The organism is Streptococcus sp. CF8_Ac1-9, from assembly GCF_024295565.1.
Lineage (GTDB): Bacteria > Bacillota > Bacilli > Lactobacillales > Streptococcaceae > Streptococcus > Streptococcus parasanguinis_X.
In genome coordinates, this window is the sequence record NZ_JANCOY010000001.1 from 198,019 (window position 1) to 218,813 (window position 20,795).

Below are 20,795 nucleotides of genomic sequence, written 5' to 3' on the forward strand. Positions count from 1 at the left end.
CCAAACTAGATAGTTGAAATCAGTCTTTTATAAGAAAATTTGATAAAATAGAAGTATCAGTGTAAAGGATGAGAGAATGAAAAAGATAATTGGTATCTGGGCTCAAACTGAAAATGGCATTATTGGAAAGGACCAAGTCATGCCTTGGCATCTGCCAGCTGAGCTTCAGCATTTCAAAGAAACAACCATGGGACAAGCAATTCTTATGGGAAGAGTGACCTTTGATGGAATGAATAAAAGGGTTCTACCAGGTCGGACCAGCATTATCTTAACGCAAGATCAAGCCTATGATCCTGAAAACGATGCTGTACTCGTCATGCACAGCAAAGAAGAAGTCTTGGAGTGGTACCAGAACCAAGAGAAGAATCTTTATATTATCGGTGGCAGTCAGATTTTAAAGCTCTTCTCTGATCAGTTAGAAGAGTTGATCCAGACCATGATTCATACAACAATTGATGGCGATACATTGGCACCAAAATTTGAAGAGAGCCACTATGAAAAAGTCCGTCAAGTCCATCATCCGAAAGATGAGAAGAACCCATATGATTTTACGATCAACTATTATAAGAGAAAGGATTTAGACTAATGGAGCGAAGTGTCTTTGGTTTTTTTACAGCTGTCCTATGTGTCATCTGTTTGATTTGCGCCTTACAAACCTTTCGTAAAAAACGTTTTGGCCTCGCTATTTTATTCTTACTAAATGCTTTTACCAATCTTGTAAATTCTATTCACGCCTTTTACATGACCTTATTTTAAACTAAATAGAAACAGAAAATGACAGAAAGAGGAAATACATGCCAACGAATCAAAATAATGATATGATGGTTTATTGCTCATTTTGCGGAAAGAGCCAAGATGAAGTCCAAAAAATCATTGCAGGAAACAATGCTTTTATCTGTAATGAATGTGTAGAGTTAGCTCAAGAAATCATCCGGGAGGAGCTTGCTGAAGAAGTCCTAGCTGACCTTAGTGAAGTTCCAAAACCAATCGAATTGCTCAATATCTTGAACCACTATGTCATCGGTCAAGATCGGGCTAAACGTGCCCTTGCAGTAGCGGTATACAACCACTACAAACGCATCAACTTCCACGATACACGCGAAGATGAGACGGATGTTGAATTGCAAAAATCAAACATCCTCATGATTGGACCTACTGGTTCAGGAAAGACTTTCTTGGCCCAAACCTTGGCTCGTAGCCTGAATGTTCCATTTGCTATTGCAGATGCAACAGCTTTAACTGAAGCCGGTTATGTGGGTGAAGACGTTGAAAATATTCTCTTAAAACTTCTTCAGGCAGCGGATTTCAATATTGAGCGTGCAGAACGTGGCATCATCTATGTCGATGAAATTGATAAGATCGCTAAGAAAAGTGAAAACGTCTCGATCACACGTGACGTTTCTGGTGAAGGGGTGCAACAAGCTCTCTTGAAGATCATCGAAGGAACTGTCGCTAGTGTACCACCTCAAGGGGGACGTAAACACCCTCAACAAGAGATGATCCAAGTGGACACCAAGAACATCCTCTTTATCGTAGGTGGGGCTTTTGATGGGATCGAAGAAATTGTTAAGCAACGTCTTGGTGAAAAAATCATCGGTTTCGGTAAGAACAATAAAGCTATTGATGAATCCAGCTCTTACATGCAAGAAATCGTTGCGGAAGATATTCAAAAATTTGGGATTATCCCAGAATTGATCGGACGTCTTCCAGTCTTTGCGGCCCTTGAGCAATTGACAGTTGACGACCTTGTCCGTATTCTGAAAGAGCCACGCAATGCCTTGGTAAAACAATACCAAACCTTGCTTTCTTATGATAATGTTGAATTGGAATTTGATGATGAAGCCCTTCAAGAGATTGCTAATAAGGCCATCGAAAGAAAAACAGGAGCTCGTGGACTTCGTTCGATTATCGAAGAAACGATGATGGATGTCATGTTTGAAATTCCAAGTCAAGAAAATGTCAAACTTGTTCGAATTACAAAAGAAGCTGTAGATGGAACTGAAAAACCAATTCTCGAAACAGCCTAGAAAGATAAAATATGGAAATTAACACACATAATGCGGATATCCTCTTAAGCGCTGCAAATAAGAGCCATTATCCTCAAGATGAGATTCCAGAAGTTGCACTTGCCGGTCGATCCAATGTCGGCAAGTCTTCTTTTATTAATACTCTCTTAAATCGAAAGAACCTGGCCAGAACATCTGGAAAACCAGGAAAAACTCAATTGCTCAATTTCTTCAATATCGATGATAAACTCCGTTTGGTAGACGTACCTGGTTATGGTTACGCACGTGTCTCAAAAAAAGAGCGCGAGAAGTGGGGAAGGATGATTGAAGAATACCTCACTAGCCGGGAGAACTTAAAAGCAGTCGTTAGCTTAGTCGATTTTCGTCATGAACCTTCTGCAGATGATGTCCAAATGTATGAATTCTTAAAGTACTACGAAATTCCAGTAATCTTGGTAGCGACTAAGGCAGATAAGATTCCACGTGGAAAATGGAACAAACATGAATCGATCATCAAGAAAAAACTAGATTTTGATCCAGCTGATACCTTTATCGTCTTTTCTTCTGTAACCAGGGAAGGACTAGAGAAGTCATGGGATGCTATTTTAGAAAATGCGTTTTACGAAATAAATTGAAATGACATGAAAATGTCATTTTTGTTTTGGATTTATCTCGCAATTGTAATACAAGTGTAATATAAGTGCCTTTGTTTTCTTCTATTTATATGGTATAATCTCTATAAAGATAAAAGATGATAAAAAATTAATTGGAGATAAATTGTATTATGAAAAAGAAAATACGGAATAAAACGAAATTATTTGGTTTGTTCGTTTCTGTATTAGCAGTGGGGACATTTGCTGCTGCTATGAGCGAGCACGTCACATCAGTTGGCGCTAATGATGGAACTTACCAAGCTTATTCAGACCCTACTGAAGCTTTTATCTCACAAATTGGTGAGTCAGCTCGTCAGCTCGGTCAAGAGAATGACCTTTATGCTTCCGTTATGATCGCACAAGCCATCCTTGAAAGTGGTTCAGGTCAGTCTGGCTTGTCTTCTTATCCGCATTACAACCTTTTCGGTATTAAAGGAAGTTATGCTGGTCAATCTGCAGTGATGCAAACTTGGGAAGATGATGGTGCTGGAAATGCGTATACGATTAATGACGCATTTCGTTCTTACCCATCTTACTATGAATCATTGCAAGACTATGTAGCTGTTTTGAAACAAGGACATTTTGCAGGTGCATGGAAGAGCAACACCTCTAGTTACCAAGATGCAACAGCAGCTTTGACAGGGGTTTATGCGACAGACACAAGCTACTATGCAAAACTTAATAACATCATTGAAACCTATAATTTGACTCAATATGATTCACCAAATGTTCAAGGTGGTATCACAGGTTCGGTTTATAATCCATATCGCCAACAGTTCACTTCACAAGAAATCTTGAATTTGGATATCGCCTGGGCGAACCGTTTGAATTATTAATACTAAAACAGGCATCTGCCTGTTTTTTTGTTGTTTTTTAGCACATAGTATTATTCGATATAAATCGTATATCCTGAAAATTTAAGAATTCTTCCTGAAAACCTTTTCAAACTTTTCTCTCTATGATATAATGATTTTGTTCACAAACATTATATAAGGAGAATAGTATGTCTGAATCTAATTTTATTCAAAAAGTTGGAGCGGCGTGTAATAAGAAGGAAGATCTCTATCAGAAATCTAAAACGCGCTATGCAGTCCGTTCTATTTTTGCTGGAGGATTTCTTACTTTAAGTACGGCGGTCGGAGCAGTTGCAGCTGACTTATTAAATTCCTTTGTACCTGGATTGGGTCGTTTTCTATTTCCATTCATCTTTGCCTGGGGCTTGGTTTACCTCTTATTCTTAAATGCGGAGTTAACCACCTCAAATATGATGTATTTGACGGCGGGGACCTATCTAAAGAAAATTCATTGGAAGAAAGCGCTGGAAATTCTTCTTTATTGTACCTTCTTTAATTTAATTGGTGCTTTAATCGTCGCTTTTCTGTTCAATCAAACAACAGCCTTTGCACATATCGATCCAAAAGGATTCCTAGCTACGGTGGCAGAAAATAAACTCCAACGAAGCAATCAAGTGGTTTTCTTTGAAGGGGTTATTGCCAATATCTTTGTAAATATTGCTATTCTTTCTTATTTGTATTTCAAAGATGAAACAGCGAAGGTGCTCTTAGCCCTCTCTGCTATTTATATGTTTGTCTTTATGACCAATGAACACTTGGCTGCAAACTTTGCTTCCTTCTCATTATTAAGCTTTAATCCAGTTTCTAGCCAATTGCCGCATTTTGAATTTTTAAATATTTTACGTCACTATGGTGTCACCTTCTTTGCCAACTGGGTAGGAGGAGGAGTCCTAATGGGACTGGCCTATGCTTGGTTGAATAATATCAAGAGTCTCTACAACGATTAAAAAATATAAAAAAAGTTTGCAAAAGTACTTGCATTCTTTTTTTATATATGATAAACTAATCTACAGTTTGAAAAAACTGCCTAAGACAGTAGGGGAGCTCGACTCATAAAAATCCTACCGAGGACAAAACGTATCAATTAAAAGAAGCGTATTGTACTTTCGTGTCTAGGTTTGGGCGCGTTTTTCTTTTGGAAAAATTCCCCAAGCAAAATAATTACGGAGGTGAACACACTAATGAGTGAAGCAATTATTGCTAAAAAAGCGGAACTTGTTGACGTGGTAGCTGAAAAAATGAAAGCTGCTGCATCAATCGTCGTTGTAGATTCTCGCGGTTTGACAGTTGAGCAAGATACAGTTCTCCGTCGCAACCTTCGCGGAAGCGAAGTTGAGTTTAAAGTTATCAAAAACTCAATCTTGCGTCGTGCAGCTGAAAAAGCTGGTCTTGAAGATCTTGCATCTGTATTCGTTGGACCTTCTGCAGTAGCATTTTCTAACGAAGATGTTATCGCACCTGCGAAAATCTTGAACGATTTTGCAAAAGACGCTGAAGCACTTGAAATTAAAGGTGGTGCAATCGAAGGCGCTGTCGCATCTAAAGAAGAGATTCTTGCACTTGCAACTCTTCCAAACCGCGAAGGACTTCTTTCTATGCTCCTTTCTGTACTTCAAGCGCCAGTGCGCAACGTTGCTCTTGCAGTCAAAGCGGTTGCAGACAACAAAGAAGACGCAGCTTAATCTTAAGCTACGCAGCGTAGCCTAGCTACAAAAAAATAAAAACATAAAATTAAAACTTATTTGGAGGAAATAACAATGGCATTGAACATTGAAAACATTATTGCTGAAATTAAAGAAGCTTCAATCCTTGAATTGAACGACCTTGTAAAAGCTATCGAAGAAGAATTTGGTGTAACTGCAGCTGCTCCTGTAGCTGTTGCTGCAGCTGGTGCTGCTGACGCAGGTGCTGCTAAAGATTCATTCGATATCGAATTGACATCTGCAGGCGACAAGAAAGTCGGCGTTATCAAAGTTGTACGTGAAATCACTGGTCTTGGTCTTAAAGAAGCTAAAGAACTTGTTGATGGTGCACCTGGTGTCATCAAAGAAGGTGTTGCAGCTGCTGAAGCTGAAGAAATCAAAGGTAAATTGGAAGAAGCTGGAGCTTCAGTTACTCTTAAATAATAGAGTAACGCAAATTGAATGCGAAAGCCTAGTATATTAAGGTTAAGAATTGCTTAAGGTGATTTAAATCTTAAAGAGGGGAGTTATTCCCCACCAAATCCCCGCCAAGTTAGATCTTGGCGGGGATTTTTTTCTACAACAAAATAGACTATATAATTCCTTTGTTAGTTTTACCTTATGCAGAAAGCATGGTGATGTTTTAACCTAAATCCAATCATCGCCTTCAACTGGTGCATATGCCCACCACACCCAAGCTAAACCAAGATCAGTAGCTTGAATAATACTATTTCGCATAGTAATTAAATTATGATAAAGTGCAAAATCAATGTATTCATCTAACTGATTTCTTTTATCAGCATAGCCTTCTTCAATTAATTTTGAGATTGATTCAGGTGAACTAACGTATTCTAAAAAGCTAGTGAAGTAGGTATCTGTTATTAATTTTTCACGAATTTCAAAATTTGAACCTTTGAATTCTCTTTGTAACTGATTTTTAATTGACATCTTTTTCTCCTTTAAATTTATACCATGTCTGTAAAATGTGTTAAAACTATTAGCCATACAACAACCCATAATTTAAGTATGCCATAAAAACGATGAAAAACTGTTTTTTTCCGTTTTTTTTCTTCATTTTTTAGTAGAAAATGAGAAACATTAAAGAATATAGTTGGTCACTGTAACGGATAGACGCCAGTGGGAAAGATGGAAGACCGAGACCGCCATCAAAGCTAAACGATTATATTTTGTAGGCAGGGCTGAATTTAAGGCTTTTTTATAGTTTGATCCACGAATTTTATAAGGTTCATCTCTTAGTTCATTAATGAAGTTTTTCTTTTGTTTTTCAAATTTCTTTAATGATTTATCCCTTAAATTTTGGTGACCAACCTCCCAACGTTCTATTAAAAAATTTTTTAAATTCACCTTGAAATTTGGATTATCTTGGAGTTTCTTCAAGTAGAAGTAATAACACTCTCTTGCATGTTGAGCTCGCATCCCATGTAGATTGATTAGATTATTCATTTCCACATCTGTAAAGATATAATCATCCTCTTGTTTATTTTTAAAAGTATCAAGGACTACTGGAACATCTTGAGGAAGAATAAGTTGAGGTTGAAATTTTCCTCCCTTCCCACGCTGAACTAAAACATAGTAATTTCCATTATTATCTTTTCGAATATCTTTTCCTTTTAATTTTTTTAATTCGGATCTACGAATCCCAACTGCCCTCTGAAAATTAACCAGCCGAGAGAAGCGAGAGTCTGTTTCTTGATGTTTACCTTGTGAGTTTTTTGATTTTACACGTCCTCTGATAATTTTGTCACTTGAACGCTTGTCTTTTCTAATTCTATTCATATTGATATCAACTGCTTTGCAGATAGGTGCTAAATAAGTATGAATTGTAGCAACAGAGTATTGTTTTGGATCATCATTTAGATCTAGTTGATATAGTTGAATCGCTTCTTCAGTAATATCTGATTTTTTCCTAATGTTGTGTTCTTTAGCCCACTTTGTGAAGCGAGTAATTGCTCTTTTATAGCTTGTCCTCGTTCGATTGTTTGTGATATTTTTTGAAGCTGCAATAAATAAATCGTGCTTGAGGGAATTTCTTTTTCTTGGCATTATACATTCCTTTCTATCTAAAATAGTACATATTATTGTTAAACTGCCTCCCACCCTTTTTTTAAAAGCTGGGTATGCTTTTGATTCTTCCCATCGAGGCTAACTCTTGAAGTTTAATGTTTGCGATAGATTTTCAGTACTCACCGTGATCTATGTTTGGAAGGATCATAAAGATGTCATTGCTTGTTCGAGCTTATAAAACTTTTCTATTTTACTTTTTTTTTACATTTTTCTTTTGCTTTGCTAAACTAGTTATTTTTTTAGTATTTACTTTTATTTTTACCTTTTTTATTTTACCTTAAACACGTTTTTCTTTACTTTTTTATCTACTAAATGGTTATTCTTTACTTCATGTTATTCAGTAGAGAATAACCATTTAGATTTTCTTTCTTTTTTTCTTAGTTTTTTCCTTTGCAATGACTAGCATATGAGAAATAAGTACGTTAACCGTGCCCAGTAACAAACTTTCTCACCATATGAATAATGGCTCTACTTGCTCAATTTAATTTACAATAATAGTATGCCATATTTTGATAAAAATAAAGATAGAAGAAAAACATCGTTATTTTAGGAACGGAAATGTTGTTTTTATTTTTACAAAAAAATGGCATAATAATAGTGAAGAAAAAAAGGCGGTGGTGAACTGTCTTTTTTTATTCCTCAAAAAAGGAGGTAGCAGATGCTCAAGAACAATCGTTTAATAATATTAGAGAGAGTGAGACCACCGTGAAAATTCACAGATGAAAAAAACTTTTTTAAATAATAATTTGAGGTAAAATTAATGAAAAATTACAAAAATTATGTGATTAATTTAACTCAACAATATATTTCAGAGTTAATTAATCGAAATGAAGAAATTAATATTAGAATGTTTTATTCAACATTTGAAGAGGATCAGTATATTTCAATCTTGAATGATCAAGATCAAGAAGTGTCATTCAATTTTGTAAATGATAGCATTGAGATTGAATTAATTGATCCGTTGTGTGAGAAAATTTTGATTACATTTGATACTGTAGAACAAACAGCTAAAATCCATCTTGTAATTAATTTTCTCTTAGATTTGTTTTTTAAATTCAATTGGCATGAATCAGTTGCAGCGTTATCAGTTGCAGATTTCTGGGAATTGATCAAGAATTACGAGGAAGACGAGCTCGATATGACGTTTGGTTACCCAAGAATCGCAGGCTCCAATAGCTAATAACCATATTTTTACGCACAAAAAGAGTGGGAAAGGAATCGTTTTTATACTTATCCTTTTCCACTCTTTTTATTTTGTCTCGTTAATAATTGTGTTAATAGCTGAAATGACTTTATTTTGTTTGTACTCTGGTAAAGATTTGATAGTGTCGATAAGCTGTGCTAAGTCAGTACTTTCTTCTTTAAGTGTTAAATCAAAAAAAGTTTGTAGATCAACATTCAACGCATCTATAATTTTCTCCAGAGTACTAATTTTTATATTGGGCTCTAAATTTTCTAACTTATACGCGTAATTGGTACCAAGATCTGCTTTTTCTTCTAATTGTTCCTGAGTCATTCCTGACTGGGTCCGCAGAATCCGTATTCGTTTGCTTATATACTTTTGTAATTCTGACATTGCTCACCTCTTAAGACTATTTTACAGCCTTATAAGGTTAGGTTCTAGTTCTTAAAAGGTTGGTTACAACTTTACAAAGTTGCTAAAATATAGTATAATTCGGTTGTTTATAATTATATAGTGATAATTTGCTCAATACTCTATCATAAAGGTGGGAATTATGAAAAAGAAAACTATCAAAGCAACTGTATCTGCTGTATCAATAGCTACAGCTTTTGCGGGAATTTCCGTTGTACAAGCGGATGAAGTAACTGCAACTCAGCCAAATGAGTCAACATTAAGTACTGGATCGACAACTCCTTCGTCTACAAATATAAAACAAGTAGACGGAGTATTTGTACATAATGGAGTTGCAACTGTAACGAAAACGCCAACTTCTGAAGTTGTAGAAGAAGCAAGAACGATCAAGGAAGAAACGGATCAATCGGTTTCAAATCAAGAAAGTGCATTAGAAGACGCTAAGACTTCGGAAGCAGTCGCTGGATCAAAAGTTTCCGAGGCAAATGTTGACTTAAAGAATGCTGAAGCAAATAAAGAATCAGCTACGCCTGAAAAAATTGAAAAAACCAAGAATGAAATATCAGAAGTAAAAGCTGATATTGAGAAAAAGGAAACTTCACAAAAAGATGCAACTGATAAAGTTCTAGAAGCTGAGAAAGAACGTAATCAGCAATCAGAGGTTATTAAAAAAGATCAAGATAAAATTTCAGAGCAAGAAAAGAAAGTTTCGACAGCTGAGGAAGCAGTAGCAACTGCACAAAAAAATCTTGATGGTACTGGAGCATCGGAAATCATTGCTGAAAGAGACAAAGCAAAAAGTGATGTAGCTGAAAAAGAATCAGCAGAAGAAGCAGCGAAAAAGGCTTTGGAAACTGCCATTAACGAAGACAAAAATAAAGCTGAAGAACTCAGTAAAGCTTCTTCTGATGAAAAAATGCAACTTAGTGCTAGTCAGGTTTCTGCTAAACAATTAGCAGATGCAAAAAAGGTTGCAGAAGAAGCAGCAAACGCATTAGTGAAGGCTCAAAAAGAGAAAGAAACTGCTCAGAAGGTTCTAGACGGTACCGGCGTCGAAGAAATTGTAGCAGAACGTGATGCTGCTAAGAAAACTTTAGATGCTAATACAGCAACTGAAAATACAGCGAAACAAGAACTTGATCGTGCCAAAGAAGCGGATGATAAAAAATCAACAGCACTAAAAAATGCAAAGTCTGTTGAAGCGGATCAAATAAAGAAAAGTCAAGAAACTGCAGCAAACTTGTCATCTGCTGAGAAAAAACAAAAACAAGCACAAGAGAATCTAAAGAAAGCTCAAGAAAATAAGGTTTCAGCTCAAAGTAATCTTGATGCTTCTGAATCCCAACTTGCCCAGACAATTGCAAATCGTGATAGCAAAGCAAATGATTTAGCAAATAAACAAAATAGTAAGATTAGTGCAGAAGAAGAGCTCAAAAAAGCTAAAGAAAATGATGCTACGAAAGCTTCGGAAATTTCAACTTTAACTACTAAGAAAAAACAAGAAGAGGCGAAAGTAAATGAAACTTCAAATGAGTTAGCGAGTGCTACATCAGCAGCTCAAGAAGCAAAAGAAAACAAGGAAAAAGCAGATAAAGCTGTTGAGACACTCAACAAACAAATTTCTGCAATTAAGAACCTTACTATTCCTCAATTGCCTCAAAATGTCATTGATGCCTACAAAGCTTACCTAGCTGATGATTCAGACGCAAATAAAACCGCGTTAAACGATATCATCCAAAAATGGTTCAAAAACAGTAAATATGATTTCGGAACTGCTATTACAGAGTATTCTCCAGAACACCAAAATATCGTCATTAAAGATTGGTCTAATAAAGATATTGTCTTGCCGATTGACGATTCAGAAGTTGATTTGGATAACCTCACAGACAAACAAATTGAAGCTTTGAGCCAATATTATGCTCTTCTTTCAAATAATCTTCAAGAACAAGTTTGGGGTAGCCATCACTATATCGTTACTGAAGAGGCTGTTCAAGGAGTTAAAAATATTGCAAAAGCTTACGCTGAAGAAAATAAACCTTACAGCTCAGGTCACAGCTATACTGCTTTGGCTAAAGACGGTTTAGATTCAATTGCATGGGCTGGAGAGAACATGAACTTCAACAACACTTTGCTTGGATACGGAGCTTACTACTCAGAAGCCAAAGAAACTCGTAAAGTAAGAATGTCTCAATTGTATCGTGAAGTATATGATTCTGTTATTAGTTTTATTACAAATGACGTACATGCCAATTTTGGGCACATGAAACTTATGGTTGGAGAAAAAGTTCCAACAAACGTTCGCGCAGTGGGAGTCGCAAATAGCTTTACAGCTAGCAATGTTGGACGCATGCACTTTGTTGAATTCAAAGGTCGAAATGCCCACTTTGAGTATGTTAAAGACGAACAGACAGGTGATTATCATTCTAAATATGTCGATGATTACTATGATACAGGCATTGCTAAACCTCTTGCAACTCCATTTGATACCTCAAAAATGGAAGATGAATTAACAGCTGCTAAAGCTAAGCAGACTACAGCAAATACGGCAAATGATTCTGCACAGAATCGTTTGAAAAAAGCTAAATCAGAAAACGATAAAAGTACAAAAGCTCTCAAAGAAACGACAGCAAAATTAGATGCTCTGAAAGCTACTCCTGATCAAACACCTGCAGCTACTACTAAATTGGAAAACGCTACGCAAAATTATAATGAAGCACAAATCCAATTTAATAAGGCTCAAGATACACTTGATCAATTAAATGCTGATATTCAAAGCAAGCGTCAAGCTTTAGCAAATGCAAAAGATAATTTAGACCAGGCCACAACAGCAGAAGTAAAAGCTAAATCTGATCTTGAAAAAGCAAAAGTAGAAAATCAAAATGCAAATCAAAATCTGAAACAAACTCAAAAACTAGTAGCAGAATTGATGTCAGTTCCTGATCAAACTCCAGGTGCACAGAAGAAATACGACAATGCGAAACAACTAAAAGAAGAAGCTGAAACAAGATATATCAAAGCTCAAACAGCTCTGGATAACTTAAATTCAGACCTTCAAGTTAAGCAAAAAGCATTAGAAACTGCAAAAGAGGAGCTTGAAAAAGCAATAGCAGCAGATAAGACAGCAAGAAACAATTTAGATGAAGTAACTAAAATTCATGAAAAACATTTGGCAGCCTTAAATACTACACGTCAAACGATTGCAAGATTAAACTCAATCTCTGATAAGACACCTCTTGCACAAAAGAATCTAGATGAAGCTTCTAAACAATTAGTTGCTGCCAAGACTCGTTATGCAAAAGCACAATCAGCAGTTGAAAATCTAAATGCAGATATTCAAACAAAACAAAAAGTTTTAGCAGATGCGCGTGCAGAATTGGATAAAGAACTTAAAGTACTTTCAGATCTTAAAGCTGCAAAAGCTACGGATGAAGCAGAACTCAGAAACCGTCAGAATAAAGTTGAAGAGTTAAAAGCTAAAGAAAGTCAAATTAAGGATGAAATTTCTAAATTAAATACTCACTTAGGTGCTTTAGAAACACTTTTAGATCATCTTGAAAATGCTGATGTATATTTGAAAAAAGCAAAAGAAGCATATGACAATGCAGTTGAAGAGCACCGTTTAGCACTTGAGAATGTAGCAAGAGAGGAAGCTAAACTTAAAACACTTCTACAAGATCAATTGTATGCAACTGCGCAATATGAAGCAGTTAGGGAAGCCTATTTAAATACTCGTACAAGACAAAGCGAAGTCTTTAACGATAAAGTAGATCACAAGATGATTTCTCTGAATCCTGCGTTAGAAAAGAGTATACCAGAAAGTACTTCTAATGAACGAGTATATAGCTATGCTGGAAATCAAGCTAAATATGGTGCAAATAGAGCCTTGCCTAATACAAGTTCAATTGAGAATTGGTTAGTGTTTGCAATGGGAATTGTTCTTTGTAGTTTTGGTATTTCAGTATCACGGAAACATCGTGATTAATAAAAGCTGGTAAGTATTTCTTATTGTAGTAATGAATAAAAGTTTATCATTCAAAATTTGATTTTTTACTAATGATTTTAGTGAAACTAGGTATATGAAAAAAATAATAAATATCTTTAGATATTTATAGGAGGAAAAATAATGAAAAAAATTATTGCTTTAGTTGTTTTAGTACTTGCGGTTGCCGGTGGAGTATTCTTTTTCTTGAATCAAAATTCAGGACCAGAGAAGCAAATTATTGGTACTTGGTATGATAGTAAACACGATTCAACTATCGTTTTCAATAGCGATAAAACACTAGAAGTAACAAATAATAAAGACGAATCTAGAGATGGAACTTGGAAAATCGCTGGGAAATACGTCAAATTAAAGGTTTCTAGTGCAGCGAGTGCTAAAGCTGAATTACCTGGAAAAGATGAAAAAGAAGTAAAATATTTAAAGATTCAATTTAATTCAATTGAAACTGTTAACAGTGATTTTCGTGTAGCAGACGGAACTTTTGAAAAACAGTAATATAATTTAAGTATCTATCTTAAATATAGTTAGAAGATAAATAATAAAAGGATTTAGAATTAATGTTATTGTTAACATGATTCTAAGTCTTTTTTATTGAGATTTTATCAAATGATAAATTGTAAAATATAGTGCAACAAAAAAACTCATAGCGTTTCATTGGTGTAAACTGTAAGTAACCGCACAAACAGAACCCGAGGAAAAACTATGAGCTACTCCCATCTTACCATAACCGACCGAATAAAGATAGAAACTTACTTGGATTTAGGTTTAAAATCTTGCCAAATTGCAAGTAAACTTGACTTTCATAAGTCTACCATTTCAAGAGAGTTAAGACGATGCCAAAATGGTTACTACGCCGTCTTAGCACAGGAACAGTACGACCACAGGGCTAAGCAAAAGGGTCGGAAGTCTTGTTTGACACCAAAGTTGAAAAAGGAAATTGAGAAGGGGTTAAAAGCCTCTTGGTCACCTGAACAGATTTGTGGTCGCTATCAGCTTGAACAAAAGCCAATGGTAGCTTTTAAAACCATCTATAACTGGCTCTATGCTGGTTTGATTGATCTGGATTTAAGCGTCCTGCGCCGAAAGGGAAAAAGTCGACAGCCCAAAGAAACACGTGGGACATTTAGGATTGGCACGTCGATTGCCAAACGTCCTAAAGAGGTCAGGAATCGTGAGACTTTTGGCCACTGGGAGCTCGATACTGTGGTGTCTTCCAGAGGTAAAAGCAAGGACTGTTTAGCGACCTTTCTAGAGAGAAAAACGCGCTTTTACTTAGCTTTCATTCCACTTTATACTCCTGAGATGAATCCGATTGAGCAAGTCTGGGCGGAGATTCGGAAGCGTGGGTTCGAGAAAAAGATGTTTAAAACTCTCAATGAAGTAATTGATAAGTTGCAAGAAGTGATTAGGAGCTTGCATTGGACAGTACTAAAATCTATTGTTCATAGAAGTTGGATTAGTTTTTGATTTTAGGTGAGTATGAATAATTGAAAAATAAAAGTCATAATGTTATAATTTGTGATATAAAGATAAATATTACATAGAATAGAGGTGGCCATATGGGGAAACTATTGGCGAGCCGAATGCGTAGTCGGAGAAAAGAACTGAATTTGTCTCAGGTTGAATTGGCTGCTGGTATCTGTGAACAGGCCCAAATCAGTAAAATTGAGCGAGATGCAGACTATAGTCCTGGCTCAGACTTAATATATGCCCTTGCAAAAAAGCTAAATGTATCAATGGACTACTTTTTTGACGAGGATATCCATGTCGAATCGGAGTTTTTGACTCAATTTCGTGCTGTATCTAAGAAATTCTTAGACTTACGAGATTATGATTCACTAAAATATATCTATGAGTTAGAAGCTGCGAAGACAGTAAAACTCCCTCTCTCCGATCAGTTATACCTTCAGTGGATAGAGGCTATTGTGTTGTTTAACCATGACCTTAAACAGAATGAAGCGATCAAAAAATTAGAAGCTATTTTGTCAAAATATAGCGAATATGATTGGGAATATTTGAATATCTCAAATAGTTTATTACACTTTTACTTTCAGACGGATGAACTCTCAAAATTTGAAGAAGTCTATAATCGCATGACCAATCTTTTTAAGAGTGTTAAGGTTCGGACAATTGATGAACTTGAAATTCTGATTAAATGTCGGTATAACTTTTGTCGGTATCTATGGTTAAACCAGCAAACAGAGAGAGCGATAAGTGAGACTTTTGAAACGATTGGTATTTGTCTCAAAAATAATAGTTTCTACTGTTTAGCTAATCTTTACTGTTTACTTGGGAATGTTAGTGAAGGTTTTGCCCATAAAGATGCCGTTAAACAGTACTTTGTAACAGCGCAGCATGCATACCTGCTAGAGGGAAATGATAAGATGGCTTTAGACCTTGAGCGTTTTATCAATGAAACATTCCCAGCATAATTGTTATAGACAACTCAGTCTTTACTGTGTTGTTTTTTATATGCATTTATTATAACATCTCTCATGAAACGAGTTATTTCTACGGTTAAAATAAACTTATTCATAATAAAAAAATAAAATAAAAAAATCTTTATAAATATAATTGACAATTAATTTTCTGCGTGATAGAATACAATCAAGGAATATGAAAGGGGTTGCAAGATATGAAGAAAGCAACTAAAAAGTTTGTTGTCGCAGTTTTATTAGCGGGTTTATTAGTTATTGTTGGTAAACCATCGATAAATCCCGTTCCCGCCCCTTTAGGCTTTGATCCTGGAGAATTATATTCTGTAAAATTTTAAAATATGAATTGTACAATTTTATGAATAAGCTGGTAGTATTACCAGTTCAAAGAAAGGATAGTTGCCAATGTACTAAGTTGTCATAAGTTACTAAAAAAGAGTTGTAATTGTTAGTTTTAGTCAAAAATGAAATGGAGACTATGTTATGAAGAAAAGAATTAAGAAGATTATTTCAACATCGTTACTTGCTCTTACCCTAGCTGGTGCAGGTGGTTCAATCGCTTCTGCCGCAACAGTTTATTATAAAGGTTCTGCCGTTTATTGGAACTATGGTCGTACAGTAGGACTTTGGAGTTACTCACACGTTCAATCTGGTGTGTATGAACACGCAGCAAGTGCTAACGGAGGTTTCTCAGGTTGGAAACGGCCAGGAATTGAAGCACGTGCATCTAGATATATTGGAAGTGGTACAGCACAATGTTACTGGAATTGTAGGTAAGCGCCTATGACATACAAAAACATGTTAATAGGTAAAATGAAGTACTTAATCCTGTTTTTGATTGCCATTCAGAGCGTACTACTTGCTCTGATGGCAATTTTTTTTACAGGTGTTCAGTATGAGGAGGCATGGCAAAGTTATAACCGTAATTCTAGGACAGTTACAGTTTATCTTCAAAGATTATCTGAAGAACAGGCGCAAAGTGTATACCAATACTTTTTGGAACAAAGTGACTTGTCTATTTGGACGAAACGTACTACAAATAGTAGTAGGGATGGTTCAATAAATAGAATATATTTAGATGTTCTTGGCAATCCTGAAGGTTTTTCAGATTTTACAAACGGTGGTAAAATAATTTTATCACGCCAACAAATTTCAGATTTATTATCCCATAGTGACAATAACTTGACTATTGGACTTGATAAGGGAACTGATAATATGCTCTATGAATTACCGAGCTTGTTATTTACAACCCCTGTTGTTATTAATCGGTTAGACCATATTTTTCAAGAAACAAATACAATAAACGGGATATATCATATCAATGGTCTTCAGGACGACCTCTCAAGAGAAACGTTTTTATCAAATCTCTCATCTATAACTGGGATTTCTGTTGAAGACTTGACTAGAGAGAGTTTTGGCAGTAATACTGTTGAGGGAATTGTGCCAATCGTTTTAGCTGCTAGTATTGCAGTAAATGCTATGGTTCTTCTTGTTCTTTTCCTAATATGTGTTTTACAATCCTTTAAACATTTTGGGACATTGATACTACTTGGATGGGATAGGAAGGAGTTGTGGTCTGCCCTCTTTAAGGATTCTCTTCTGTTTTCTATTTATATTGCACCTGTTTCCGCACTAGCAACTTGGTTTTTGTCAGGTTGGGCTAGTTTTGGATTATCATCATTTGTGTTAGTCTTTGCGGGTACAAGTCTTTCAATCTTGTTACTATTGCTAACATTAATTATTCCAAGTATTGTTGTTTATTGGGTTTCTCCATTAGCTGCAATTCATAAACGGTTACCAATGAAACCATTAATGGCAACCAGTTTGTTATTCTATACTTTAGTAGCTGGTTTATTAATAGCAGTTAGTCATTCCTTAGATGCGCCAATGAATCAGTTCATTGATAATGTCAAAGTAGCTAGGGAGTGGAAAAGTGTCGAAAATATGTATGTTATTTCGGATTTTGTAGAAGGGGATGATATAGGAACCTACTCTGGTAATACAAATTCATTAGAAAGCAGCATGTATCACTTTTACCAACGAATTTCAGAGATTCCAGGTGTTTATATTGCTCAGGGAGAATATCTCGGGCAAGAATACCTTGATACAATCTATGGTACGTATCAAAATGTTCCTAAAAAACCATTTTGGTATTTAACCTATTCTTATAATTACTTATCTGAACTAGGAGTTGAGTTAAGTAATGAAGAATTATCCGAAATACGTAATGGTGCCAGATTGTACCTTATTCCTGATACTCTAGGTTCAGCGGATGTTGAAACCATGAAGGCTTACTTACAAGAAGTTGTTCGAGTAAAACCAGGGGATATAGGGACTAAGTTTACAGAAAATCCAAGATTTTTATTTAGAACCTATCAGCCATCTAAGTCCATTTTTACTTGGTCAAGATCAATCGATCGAGGTGTAACTAGTGAAGAACCTGTTATTTTTGTAGCAGCTCCTGAAAACTTGTACTTCATGGAATCAGCAAACCTATCTGTGAGTGGATATGACGGAATTTTGAAAGTTCGTGATAAGGAAACAACGAATCAGGTAAAATCAATTTTAGAAAATGAGTTCCCTGATTTATCAGACAATGCACTGAAATTTACAACGGTTAAGAATTATATCAATGGACTTCAGAAAGATCTCGGCTATACTTTCTACCTATTTGGAAGTATCATTGCTATTATTGTCTTTACTATGATAGCTATCTTTTGGAGTTTTGTCTTGATTTATCGCTTGCTTTTCGAAGAAAAACTGTATGTACAATACTTCATGGGCTTTTCTCCTTGGAAGAGGTATAGCGGTGTTCTTTCTCTTGTCGTTGGTGTTTCTGCGATAGAACTACTAGTTTCTATCTTACTAGGCTCTAAGTTGGGAATAGTTTTAGCACTAGTTACATTTGCTTTCCAATTATTACTTCTTTACTTCAATCTATTCCGTAAAGAAGTAGAAAGTCTCATACAATCGTTTAAGGGGTGATTTAATGTCTATGATTTCCGTACAAAATGTGTCAAAAAAATTTGGGTCACGTGAGATTTTAAAAGACTTAAGTTTTGATGTTGAGGAAAATGAATTTGTAGCTTTAGTAGGGCCATCTGGTTCTGGAAAATCTACGTTACTTAATATGATTGGCCTTTTGGATAATATTGATAGTGGTAAGATTTTAATCAACGGGAAGATCTTACCAAAAGTGAATTCGCGTTCTGCGGTTAACTATCGAAAGAATGTTATCAACTATCTATTTCAATCAAATGCACTCATCTCTACATCCAGTGTAAAAGATAATCTCATGCTTGCTATGAACTTTACTAATTTCTCTAAGGAAGAGAAGGAGAAAAAGATTAAAGAAACCTTGCGGTTTGTTGGTTTGGAAAATAGACTAGATAGCAAGGTCAATGAATTATCTGGAGGTGAGCAGCAGAGAATCGCCATCGTGAGAGCTATTCTAAAACCAGGTGATATCATCTTGGCAGATGAACCAACAGGTTCATTGGATCCTGATATGGCTCAAAAATCATTTGACTTAATTCGGTCATTGAGAGATCAGTTTGGAAAAACAATTCTAATCGTCACACATAATTTAGACCATGCGAAACAATGTGATCGAATTGTCTCGTTGAAATCAGCTTTTGTAAATTAGTCTACTCACTCGCAACTGAGACAATCATTTTAGTCTATAGAACAACGAAGAAAGTGGAAGTTTAAGGATGAAAATTTTGAATACAATATGACACAACAGCCAAATTTGTACAATCATCTAGAGTTATAAACTTATCTAGTGGTTGAAAATCATATTGATGACATCCTTTGTCTGCATATAATTTTCAACAATAAATTAGTAGATATGGTTGTTTTACATTCATTTCAAAAGAAAACTGTCCCTATCCCACATTGTTTTAAAGGCGAGACTGTGACAGTCTTAGATGACGATGAGGTGACGTGGCATTTGTTAGAATTTCAGGATTTTAGAACTTGTTTGACTTCAGTGATTCAGCATGGAGTTCACTAAAATATAAGAAAAAGAATTTTATCAGGAGAAGTATACTACTATATATAGCGGAAAATCGTAAAAAAGCAAAGACGAAGTAATTACCTCGTCTTTGCTTTTTTAGTATAATGAACACCTTCATGTCAATGAAGTCAATATCGGATGGTAGCCCTTTTGAGTAATCAAAAATGCCCAAATTAATTAAAACTTGCGCATCTTATTAATTTTACAAATTGGGTATTACTACTTTATGCCACCCTTTTTCAAATATATTATACAAAAAAATGAAAAGGTTTACAAGGAATTGACGGTTATAGGAACTATAATTCTCATCACTTTGAACATTAAAAAGGAGAGAACCAATTTAGTCCTCTCCAGATTGTAACTTTATATCAACCCACTACAGTTGACAATGAGCCAAGGATCAGTCGCTATCATCTCTATGGGGCAATCAAGACAAGCACAGACACAACAGATCAGTCATTTGCCTATAACTTCGAAGTTCGTGACGATACTGGACTTGACTATTCAGGATAGGGTTACCTCTATGAAGGTAGCCCTATTTTTTTGACTGTGAATGAATCGAAGCGATGGGATTACACAGAGTTAGAATTTCTTTTTGCTTTGACTGAGATACATGAGTATAGATTTGTGTGACTGAGATAGAACTATGTCCAAGAATTTGTTGAATGTATCGAATATCTACATCACTATCTAGAAGCATTGTTGCGAAACTATGTCTAAACATATGGGGGGTAATAGGTGTAGTTAAGTTATGTTGTTTAACAAGGGTATTTAGAATTAAACGTACACTTTGCTCTGACAATGGGTTGAAAGAATATTTTCCAGAGAATAGGTAGTCACTGGGTTGAAAGCAGTAGTTATTTATATATGTTTCTAGTAAGCTAAATGTTATTTGATCTCCTAAAAATAGGATACGTTCTTTCTTGCCTTTTCCCATAATATGGAGAGTCCTATTTGAAAGATTAATGTTTTTAAGATGAATATGACAAAGTTCGGAAATCCTAATTCCAGTTGAAAGCAATAGGGAAATGATTAGCAAATTTCTTTCAGCTTTTTGTTTTTGATATTTAGTTTTTGAATAGGTAACTTTCTGTTCTAGATGTGAAAAAATACTTTTCAAAATATCATAAGGAATCGTTTTAGGTAATATTTTTTCCGTTCTAAATTGATAACGTAATTGATTAAAAGGATTCTCATCAACTAAATTATGATATTTTAAGTAGCTGTAAAACACCTTCAAACTAGCAATTTTGCGACGTAATGTATTAGATTTAATATTGGATTTCGTCAAATGTTCAACATAGGTTTCCACACTGCTGTAATTTGAATTGTAAAATTGCAAAAGATCATTTTTGTAAGCTCGAATCGTATGTGAACTCAAGCGTTTATGGGTTTTGCAGTAGTCTAAGAAAGTAGAAATATGTTTATAATCCATGAATAACTCCTTTATCAATAATCATGCTATTAT

At 35.2% G+C, this 20,795-nt stretch carries 20 protein-coding genes and 1 other annotated feature; of the genes, 16 read left to right on the forward strand and 4 right to left on the reverse strand.

The annotated features are described in order from the left end of the window. The first annotated feature begins 76 nt into the window (after positions 1-76). The 7 genes from NML76_RS00985 to rplL all read left to right on the forward strand — a co-directional run bounded on the left by NML76_RS00985 (position 77) and on the right by rplL (position 5,639). Positions 77-586, forward strand: coding sequence for a dihydrofolate reductase (locus NML76_RS00985; protein WP_254732469.1), 510 nt, complete (start codon positions 77-79; stop codon positions 584-586). A 208-nt stretch (positions 587-794) separates the two neighbouring features. After that, positions 795-2,027 (forward strand): ATP-dependent Clp protease ATP-binding subunit ClpX, encoded by a 1,233-nt coding sequence (gene clpX, locus NML76_RS00990; RefSeq protein WP_254732470.1) that lies wholly within the window; start codon positions 795-797, stop codon positions 2,025-2,027. A gap of 11 nt (positions 2,028-2,038) precedes the next feature. Beyond that, positions 2,039-2,641 carry a ribosome biogenesis GTP-binding protein YihA/YsxC gene (yihA, locus tag NML76_RS00995; protein WP_003016353.1) on the forward strand — a complete coding sequence of 201 codons (603 nt, stop codon included), beginning with the start codon at positions 2,039-2,041 and terminating at the stop codon, positions 2,639-2,641. A 149-nt stretch (positions 2,642-2,790) separates the two neighbouring features. Next, complete coding sequence (locus NML76_RS01000; protein WP_021153281.1) at positions 2,791-3,495, forward strand: glucosaminidase domain-containing protein; 705 nt, start codon at positions 2,791-2,793, stop codon at positions 3,493-3,495. A gap of 167 nt (positions 3,496-3,662) precedes the next feature. Beyond that, positions 3,663-4,460 carry a formate/nitrite transporter family protein gene (locus NML76_RS01005; protein WP_254732471.1) on the forward strand — a complete coding sequence of 266 codons (798 nt, stop codon included), beginning with the start codon at positions 3,663-3,665 and terminating at the stop codon, positions 4,458-4,460. A 61-nt stretch (positions 4,461-4,521) separates the two neighbouring features. Further along, positions 4,522-4,656: a sequence feature (ribosomal protein L10 leader region), on the forward strand. 38 nt (positions 4,657-4,694) lie between these two features. Continuing rightward, complete coding sequence (gene rplJ, locus NML76_RS01010) at positions 4,695-5,195, forward strand: 50S ribosomal protein L10 (protein WP_003001722.1); 501 nt, start codon at positions 4,695-4,697, stop codon at positions 5,193-5,195. Positions 5,196-5,270: 75 nt separating this feature from the next. Next, the gene (gene rplL / locus NML76_RS01015) at positions 5,271-5,639 is read left to right on the forward strand and encodes a 50S ribosomal protein L7/L12 (protein ID WP_003001622.1); all 369 of its coding nucleotides are present in this window, start codon (positions 5,271-5,273) and stop codon (positions 5,637-5,639) included. 204 nt (positions 5,640-5,843) lie between these two features. Here the strand turns inward: rplL and NML76_RS01020 are convergent, their stop codons facing one another. Continuing rightward, positions 5,844-6,143, reverse strand: coding sequence for a hypothetical protein (locus tag NML76_RS01020; protein WP_003004863.1), 300 nt, complete (start codon positions 6,141-6,143; stop codon positions 5,844-5,846). A gap of 150 nt (positions 6,144-6,293) precedes the next feature. Then, positions 6,294-7,259, reverse strand: a complete 966-nt coding sequence (locus NML76_RS01025; RefSeq protein WP_003004844.1) for a phage integrase N-terminal SAM-like domain-containing protein — start codon at positions 7,257-7,259, stop codon at positions 6,294-6,296. A 781-nt stretch (positions 7,260-8,040) separates the two neighbouring features. Between NML76_RS01025 and NML76_RS01030 the strand changes: the two genes are divergently transcribed. Next, entirely contained in the window at positions 8,041-8,460 is a 420-nt protein-coding gene (locus NML76_RS01030; RefSeq protein WP_049520962.1) for a hypothetical protein, read from the forward strand. A 69-nt stretch (positions 8,461-8,529) separates the two neighbouring features. Here NML76_RS01030 and NML76_RS01035 read toward each other — a convergent pair whose 3' ends face one another. Then, a complete protein-coding gene (locus NML76_RS01035) occupies positions 8,530-8,856 on the reverse strand; it encodes a helix-turn-helix domain-containing protein (protein ID WP_013903620.1) in 327 nt (108 codons plus the stop codon). A 160-nt stretch (positions 8,857-9,016) separates the two neighbouring features. Between NML76_RS01035 and NML76_RS01040 the strand changes: the two genes are divergently transcribed. From NML76_RS01040 to NML76_RS01075, 8 genes are all read left to right on the forward strand, one after another. After that, positions 9,017-12,856, forward strand: coding sequence for an SEC10/PgrA surface exclusion domain-containing protein (locus tag NML76_RS01040; protein WP_049473004.1), 3,840 nt, complete (start codon positions 9,017-9,019; stop codon positions 12,854-12,856). 141 nt (positions 12,857-12,997) lie between these two features. Beyond that, positions 12,998-13,369: a hypothetical protein gene (locus tag NML76_RS01045; RefSeq protein ID WP_003004846.1), complete on the forward strand. Its 372-nt coding sequence runs from the start codon at positions 12,998-13,000 to the stop codon at positions 13,367-13,369. A gap of 207 nt (positions 13,370-13,576) precedes the next feature. Next, positions 13,577-14,341, forward strand: a complete 765-nt coding sequence (locus tag NML76_RS01050; RefSeq protein ID WP_141751181.1) for an IS30 family transposase — start codon at positions 13,577-13,579, stop codon at positions 14,339-14,341. A gap of 92 nt (positions 14,342-14,433) precedes the next feature. Continuing rightward, positions 14,434-15,306: a helix-turn-helix domain-containing protein gene (locus NML76_RS01055; protein WP_049496925.1), complete on the forward strand. Its 873-nt coding sequence runs from the start codon at positions 14,434-14,436 to the stop codon at positions 15,304-15,306. A 203-nt stretch (positions 15,307-15,509) separates the two neighbouring features. After that, positions 15,510-15,647 carry a hypothetical protein gene (locus NML76_RS01060; RefSeq protein WP_160312977.1) on the forward strand — a complete coding sequence of 46 codons (138 nt, stop codon included), beginning with the start codon at positions 15,510-15,512 and terminating at the stop codon, positions 15,645-15,647. A gap of 145 nt (positions 15,648-15,792) precedes the next feature. Beyond that, a complete protein-coding gene (locus NML76_RS01065) occupies positions 15,793-16,086 on the forward strand; it encodes a hypothetical protein (protein ID WP_023919386.1) in 294 nt (97 codons plus the stop codon). Between the two features lie 6 nt (positions 16,087-16,092). Beyond that, entirely contained in the window at positions 16,093-18,294 is a 2,202-nt protein-coding gene (locus tag NML76_RS01070) for an ABC transporter permease (protein WP_254732472.1), read from the forward strand. Between the two features lie 4 nt (positions 18,295-18,298). Then, positions 18,299-18,955, forward strand: a complete 657-nt coding sequence (locus NML76_RS01075) for an ABC transporter ATP-binding protein (RefSeq protein WP_049492958.1) — start codon at positions 18,299-18,301, stop codon at positions 18,953-18,955. A gap of 907 nt (positions 18,956-19,862) precedes the next feature. Here the strand turns inward: NML76_RS01075 and NML76_RS01080 are convergent. Beyond that, positions 19,863-20,762 (reverse strand): tyrosine-type recombinase/integrase, encoded by a 900-nt coding sequence (locus tag NML76_RS01080; RefSeq protein ID WP_070505413.1) that lies wholly within the window; start codon positions 20,760-20,762, stop codon positions 19,863-19,865. Positions 20,763-20,795 lie beyond the last annotated feature (33 nt).

What these genes read in the sequence shown, in the direction of transcription:
- NML76_RS01020 (WP_003004863.1), bottom strand. Translation starts at nt 6,143, where the DNA reads ATGTCAATTAAAAATCAGTTACAAAGAGAATTCAAAGGTTCAAATTTT.
- NML76_RS01055 (WP_049496925.1), top strand. Translation starts at nt 14,434, where the DNA reads ATGGGGAAACTATTGGCGAGCCGAATGCGTAGTCGGAGAAAAGAACTG.
- rplJ (WP_003001722.1), top strand. Translation starts at nt 4,695, where the DNA reads ATGAGTGAAGCAATTATTGCTAAAAAAGCGGAACTTGTTGACGTGGTA.
- yihA (WP_003016353.1), top strand. Translation starts at nt 2,039, where the DNA reads ATGGAAATTAACACACATAATGCGGATATCCTCTTAAGCGCTGCAAAT.
- NML76_RS01050 (WP_141751181.1), top strand. Translation starts at nt 13,577, where the DNA reads ATGAGCTACTCCCATCTTACCATAACCGACCGAATAAAGATAGAAACT.
- NML76_RS01000 (WP_021153281.1), top strand. Translation starts at nt 2,791, where the DNA reads ATGAAAAAGAAAATACGGAATAAAACGAAATTATTTGGTTTGTTCGTT.
- NML76_RS01040 (WP_049473004.1), top strand. Translation starts at nt 9,017, where the DNA reads ATGAAAAAGAAAACTATCAAAGCAACTGTATCTGCTGTATCAATAGCT.
- NML76_RS01025 (WP_003004844.1), bottom strand. Translation starts at nt 7,259, where the DNA reads ATGCCAAGAAAAAGAAATTCCCTCAAGCACGATTTATTTATTGCAGCT.
- NML76_RS01005 (WP_254732471.1), top strand. Translation starts at nt 3,663, where the DNA reads ATGTCTGAATCTAATTTTATTCAAAAAGTTGGAGCGGCGTGTAATAAG.
- NML76_RS01045 (WP_003004846.1), top strand. Translation starts at nt 12,998, where the DNA reads ATGAAAAAAATTATTGCTTTAGTTGTTTTAGTACTTGCGGTTGCCGGT.
- NML76_RS01035 (WP_013903620.1), bottom strand. Translation starts at nt 8,856, where the DNA reads ATGTCAGAATTACAAAAGTATATAAGCAAACGAATACGGATTCTGCGG.
- rplL (WP_003001622.1), top strand. Translation starts at nt 5,271, where the DNA reads ATGGCATTGAACATTGAAAACATTATTGCTGAAATTAAAGAAGCTTCA.
- NML76_RS01065 (WP_023919386.1), top strand. Translation starts at nt 15,793, where the DNA reads ATGAAGAAAAGAATTAAGAAGATTATTTCAACATCGTTACTTGCTCTT.
- NML76_RS01075 (WP_049492958.1), top strand. Translation starts at nt 18,299, where the DNA reads ATGTCTATGATTTCCGTACAAAATGTGTCAAAAAAATTTGGGTCACGT.
- NML76_RS01080 (WP_070505413.1), bottom strand. Translation starts at nt 20,762, where the DNA reads ATGGATTATAAACATATTTCTACTTTCTTAGACTACTGCAAAACCCAT.
- NML76_RS01030 (WP_049520962.1), top strand. Translation starts at nt 8,041, where the DNA reads ATGAAAAATTACAAAAATTATGTGATTAATTTAACTCAACAATATATT.
- NML76_RS01060 (WP_160312977.1), top strand. Translation starts at nt 15,510, where the DNA reads ATGAAGAAAGCAACTAAAAAGTTTGTTGTCGCAGTTTTATTAGCGGGT.
- NML76_RS00985 (WP_254732469.1), top strand. Translation starts at nt 77, where the DNA reads ATGAAAAAGATAATTGGTATCTGGGCTCAAACTGAAAATGGCATTATT.
- NML76_RS01070 (WP_254732472.1), top strand. Translation starts at nt 16,093, where the DNA reads ATGACATACAAAAACATGTTAATAGGTAAAATGAAGTACTTAATCCTG.
- clpX (WP_254732470.1), top strand. Translation starts at nt 795, where the DNA reads ATGCCAACGAATCAAAATAATGATATGATGGTTTATTGCTCATTTTGC.